The sequence below is a fragment of the Frankia sp. AiPs1 genome, from assembly GCF_023716945.1.
In the GTDB taxonomy this organism is placed as follows: Bacteria; Actinomycetota; Actinomycetes; order Frankiales; family Frankiaceae; genus Frankia.
This window is the reverse complement of the sequence record NZ_JAMQQF010000534.1, coordinates 1-4120: the sequence shown is the minus strand read 5'-3', so window position 1 is coordinate 4120 and position 4120 is coordinate 1. Positions and strand designations below refer to the sequence as shown.

Below are 4120 nucleotides of genomic sequence, written 5' to 3'. Positions count from 1 at the left end.
GCGACACCGCATCCTGGGACGGCTTTCGCCGGGCCCCGCGCCATCATCGGCCGCCCGAGCCACCCCAGCCGCCGGCATCGCCCGAATCACCCCGGCTGACCGAGCCGCCGAAGCCGCCCGCGCCGCCGAAGCCGCCCGCGCCGCCGAAGCTGTCGGGTGCCCGTCAGGGCCGCGTCAGGCGAGCCCGGCGCGGCGGCGGGCGGTCTCGGCGACCGCTGCCCAGTCCTGCTCCCCCTGGCCGTGCGCGAGCGCCTCGATGAACGCGTCGCGCAGCACGCCGCCGAAGGGCAGGGGGACGTTGCGCTCCTGGCCCGCGGACAGCGCGAGGCTGACGTCCTTGAACCCCAACGGCAGCCGGAAGTTGACCGGCTCGTAGCTCCTCTTCCCGATCATGCCGCCGTAGCCGGCGAAGACCGGGCCGGGGAACAGGTTGTCGGTCAGCACCTCGATGAACAGGGCCGGGTCCAGGCCGCCCGCCTCGATCACGGTCGTCGCCTCGGCCATCGCCTCGATGGAGCAGGCGATCAGGTAGTTGCCGAAGATCTTGACCAGGTTGGCCTGCGCCGGGATCTCACCGACTGTCCAGGTACGCCGGCCGAGGACGTCGAAGAGCGGCTGCACCTGCGCGATCACCGCCGGCTCGCCGGCGGTCACGATGGTGAGCTCGCCCGCCGCCGCGGCCTGCGTCCGGCCGAACACCGGCGCGGCGAGGTAGCGCAGGCCCCGCTCGGCGTACTCGCGGGTCGCCCGTTCCGCCAGGGCGGTGCTGATCGTCGCCATGTTCACGTGCAGGGCGGCGGGCGGCGCCGCGGCCAGCACCGCGGGGTCGAGCAGGCGTTCCGTCACGGCTCGGTCGTCGGCCAGCATGCTCAGCACGGTCCCGGTTGCGAAGGCCTCCTCGAGGCTCGCGGGGACGGCGCCGGCCGCGGCCAGCTCGGCGACGGGTCCGGGGGAGCGGTTCCAGACCAGCACGGTGTGGCCCGCGGCGACCAGGTTGCGGGCCATGGCGATGCCCATCCCGCCCAGCCCGACGAATCCGATCCTCATCCGTCACCCTCCTGCCTGCGGCACGTCGACGTTGCTTTCGGTGACATACCGCAGTCTGGCCCGCCACTGGTGGGCGCACCCGGCCGGGGTGGCCGCGGGTCAGGCGTCGGTCGCGACGGGAACCCCGGTGCCGGCGGTGAAGGTGATGAACTCGACGCGCGGCGGACCCGTGAGCAGCGACTGGCGGCCGGCGGCGAAGCGGTGCATGTGGGGCTGGTTCTCGTGCTCCTCGAAGGCGTCGCGATCCCGGTAGAGCTCGTAGAACAGGCGGGCGTTCGGGTCGCCGGCGACGCGGTGCGTCGTGTAGATCAGCGTGCCGGGCTCCCGTTCTGCGATGAGGGGCACCGTCCGCGCCACGAGGGCGTCGAACGCGTCCGCAGTGTCCGGGCGAACCTCGAAGCGCACCGTCAGACCGAACATGGCTTCACCTCCGCGACGCAGTCATCGGCAGCGATGGCCGCACCGCCGTCAAGGTGTGGGTGACGGTGTGTGACCTCGCTGGAGATCACTGTAATGCGTCTTGGGAGACTCGCATCACATCGCCGCGACCCGACCTCGGCAGCCCTGAGTAGTCCTCAGGAGAGGCCTTCCAGACCTTGACGCGGGCGGTCGAGGCGACAATGCCTGAAACTGGTTGATTCGCTTACCTGATGCAGTGAAATGACTACAGTCTACGGATAGTAGTCCATCAATGGATCCTCTGGTGGGGTGGCGGTGTTGCGATGCTCGCTCCTCGTCCGCCCGGATCGGAGGCGGCGTTCCACCCGGTTCCCGACGGCTCGGTGCTGCCCTACCTCACCGACAGTGGCCTCGCTCTGGTGGACGAGGCCCTGACGATCGTCGGCGGCGCGGTTGTCGCCGGCAGACCGGACCGCTCCGTGATCGGCGTTCGATATCGGAACCGGCCTGTGCTCGTCGATCCCGCCACGTACCGCACGGCCGAGCAGGCCGCCACGGACGGAGGCGGGGCCAGTGCGCCACCGGGTCGTGACCTCATCGGTGGCGGCGCGGCTGCTCTGCCGGGCGTTGGCGGGTGGCCGGGCTTGTCCGACCGCCCGGTTCGGCTGCTGGGCAGCCCGGTCATCGCCGTGGCGGACCGCGACGCCCTTGCCTCGGCGCTGGCTGCCCCGGAGCCGGGTGTCGTGGTGCTAGCGCTACCGCGCGGTTGGCTGCTGGCAGGAGGGCTGGACACCCTCACCAAAGAGGTCATCGCGGCAGACCGGCCGGTCGCCATCGTCCTCGCCCACCGGGGCAACCCGCTCGATCGGGTGGGGACCGTGGCCGGCCTGGTGGCCTTGCTGCGGGAGACGCGAGCGGTCCCGATCGGCCTCATCCGCTGCGACGTCTCGGTCATCGGCGCGGTGGCCCACGGCGCAGCTCTCGGCGCAGTGGGGCTACTCCCCTCGACGCGGCACCAGTGGTGGCCTCCCGGGGGCGGCGGGCGAGCCGCCCGCGACCCCCACCTGTTCGTCCCGGACCTGCTCACCTACGTCCCCGCTGCGCGGCTGCGGGCCCTGGTAGACGACGAGCAGGATCAACTGCTCGTCTGCGCGTGTCAGGCGTGCGATGGCCGCAGTCTGCTCCGCTTCGCCAGCGAGCCGGGGACGATCGCCGGGCCCAGGCCCGGCAGCCCAGGGGACGGTGGGACCGTGCTGGCGGCGGCGCTGCACAATCTGCACGCCACCGAGGAGACCTCGATCCCGGTGATCGAGTCCTCGCCGGGGAAACGAGCCGCCTGCTGGCAGCGGATGTGCCTTCGAGCGGTCGACACCCTGACGACGGTGCGCGAACGGCGCGGAGACCGGGCTCCGGCGGTGGGGGCCTGGCTCACCCAGTGGTGCGACCTGCCGGCGTGAGCCGGACCTGGGGATCAGGCGTCTGGCCACCCATCGACCGGTCCTGGTCAAAGGTCGGGAAGGCGGGGAAGGGCGGCGAGGGCGGCGGTCACGAGGTGGCGCATGAGCGCCGGGTCCCCGCCGCGGTAGCGCCGCAGGAACTCCTCGGGTTCGATCAGTGTCCGGCCGGCGGACTCGTGGCCGGACTCCCAGGGGCCGAGCTCGGTGACCCGGGCGGCACGGATCACCATGTAGGTCAGGTCGTCGGCGCCGAAGTAGTCGGATTCGATCACCTCGACCGGGTGCAGGACGCCGAGCCGGGCCCGGACCTCCTCCCACGCCTCCCGCCGCACGGTCTCGTCGATCGACGACTCGCCGCGCTGGACGTGCCCGCCGGGTATGTCCAGCCCTCGGGCCAGCTCCGCGACGACCAGCCGGCCGTCGTCGGTGACCGCCACCACCGACGCACTCGTCACCCGCTCGAACGGCGGGTCCGGCGCCGGCCCGAGGCACGTCAGCGTCGTCGTGCCGCCCCGCCCGCTGCGCACCGGTCGCCGGTCCTCGCCTGCGGTGGTCATGGCAGGTCTCCTCCATGTGGTGTGGCTCCCGGGTCCTGTCTACCGCGAGGGGGCGGCGGCCGGTGGTAGGTTGGATTACCGGATCTACGCTTTCGCCGAATGTTCGAGTGCTCGAGTGCTCCTGGCGGGCGGGGCAGGGGCGGGCGGAGTGTGCGGTCGAGGGGATGGTCACCATGACCGGTGCCGGGCGGGACTGCTCGATCGCCAACGCGCTCGGGGTCGTCGGGGAGCGGTGGAGCCTGCTCGCGCTGCGTGAGGTGCTGCTCGGTGAGCGCCGCTTCGACCAGATCGTCCGCAACACAGGCGCGAGTCGGGACATCCTCGCGGCGCGGTTGCGCACCCTCGTCGAGCGCGGGGTGCTGGCCAAGGCGCTGTACCAGGAGCACCCGCCGCGCTACGAGTACGTCCCCACCGAGGCCGGCCGCGCGCTGCGGCCGATCCTGCTCGGGCTGATGGAGTGGGGCGACCGTTACGTCACCGACGGCCCGGGGCCGACCAGGTGGGAGCACGACTGCGGCGCCGAGCTGCATCCCGAAATGGTCTGCGGGCACTGCCGCGCGCCGGTGCTGCCGGGGACGACCACCCTGATCCGACTCGGCCAGGTGCGCTGACCGTCGCCGGCGGGCCCGCTGCCGCCGGCCGCCGGCGGCCGGCGAGTCC

5 protein-coding genes are annotated in these 4120 nt (G+C 72.6%); 2 read left to right on the top strand and 3 right to left on the bottom strand.

The features are described from left to right. Positions 1–174: 174 nt before the first annotated feature. Both ND748_RS26835 and ND748_RS26830 read right to left on the bottom strand, forming a co-directional pair. Complete coding sequence (locus ND748_RS26835; RefSeq protein ID WP_251749000.1) at positions 175–1047, bottom strand: NAD(P)-dependent oxidoreductase; 873 nt, start codon at positions 1045–1047, stop codon at positions 175–177. Between the two features lie 99 nt (positions 1048–1146). Next, on the bottom strand, positions 1147–1467 hold the full coding sequence (locus ND748_RS26830) for a putative quinol monooxygenase (protein ID WP_251748999.1): 321 nt from the start codon (positions 1465–1467) through the stop codon (positions 1147–1149). A 302-nt stretch (positions 1468–1769) separates the two neighbouring features. Between ND748_RS26830 and ND748_RS26825 the strand changes: the two genes are divergently transcribed. Further along, a complete protein-coding gene (locus ND748_RS26825; RefSeq protein WP_251748998.1) occupies positions 1770–2903 on the top strand; it encodes a hypothetical protein in 1134 nt (377 codons plus the stop codon). Between the two features lie 47 nt (positions 2904–2950). Here ND748_RS26825 and ND748_RS26820 read toward each other — a convergent pair whose 3' ends face one another. Next, positions 2951–3460: an NUDIX hydrolase gene (locus ND748_RS26820; protein ID WP_251748997.1), complete on the bottom strand. Its 510-nt coding sequence runs from the start codon at positions 3458–3460 to the stop codon at positions 2951–2953. Positions 3461–3633: 173 nt separating this feature from the next. Here ND748_RS26820 and ND748_RS26815 point away from each other — a divergent pair, with 173 nt between their 5' ends. Then, the gene (locus ND748_RS26815; RefSeq protein ID WP_374216045.1) at positions 3634–4071 is read left to right on the top strand and encodes a winged helix-turn-helix transcriptional regulator; all 438 of its coding nucleotides are present in this window, start codon (positions 3634–3636) and stop codon (positions 4069–4071) included. Positions 4072–4120 lie beyond the last annotated feature (49 nt).

Excerpts from the sequence above, each read along its gene's own strand:
- ND748_RS26815 (WP_374216045.1), top strand. The coding sequence starts at position 3,634 with ATGACCGGTGCCGGGCGGGACTGCTCGATCGCCAACGCGCTCGGGGTC.
- ND748_RS26820 (WP_251748997.1), bottom strand. The coding sequence starts at position 3,460 with ATGACCACCGCAGGCGAGGACCGGCGACCGGTGCGCAGCGGGCGGGGC.
- ND748_RS26825 (WP_251748998.1), top strand. The coding sequence starts at position 1,770 with ATGCTCGCTCCTCGTCCGCCCGGATCGGAGGCGGCGTTCCACCCGGTT.
- ND748_RS26830 (WP_251748999.1), bottom strand. The coding sequence starts at position 1,467 with ATGTTCGGTCTGACGGTGCGCTTCGAGGTTCGCCCGGACACTGCGGAC.
- ND748_RS26835 (WP_251749000.1), bottom strand. The coding sequence starts at position 1,047 with ATGAGGATCGGATTCGTCGGGCTGGGCGGGATGGGCATCGCCATGGCC.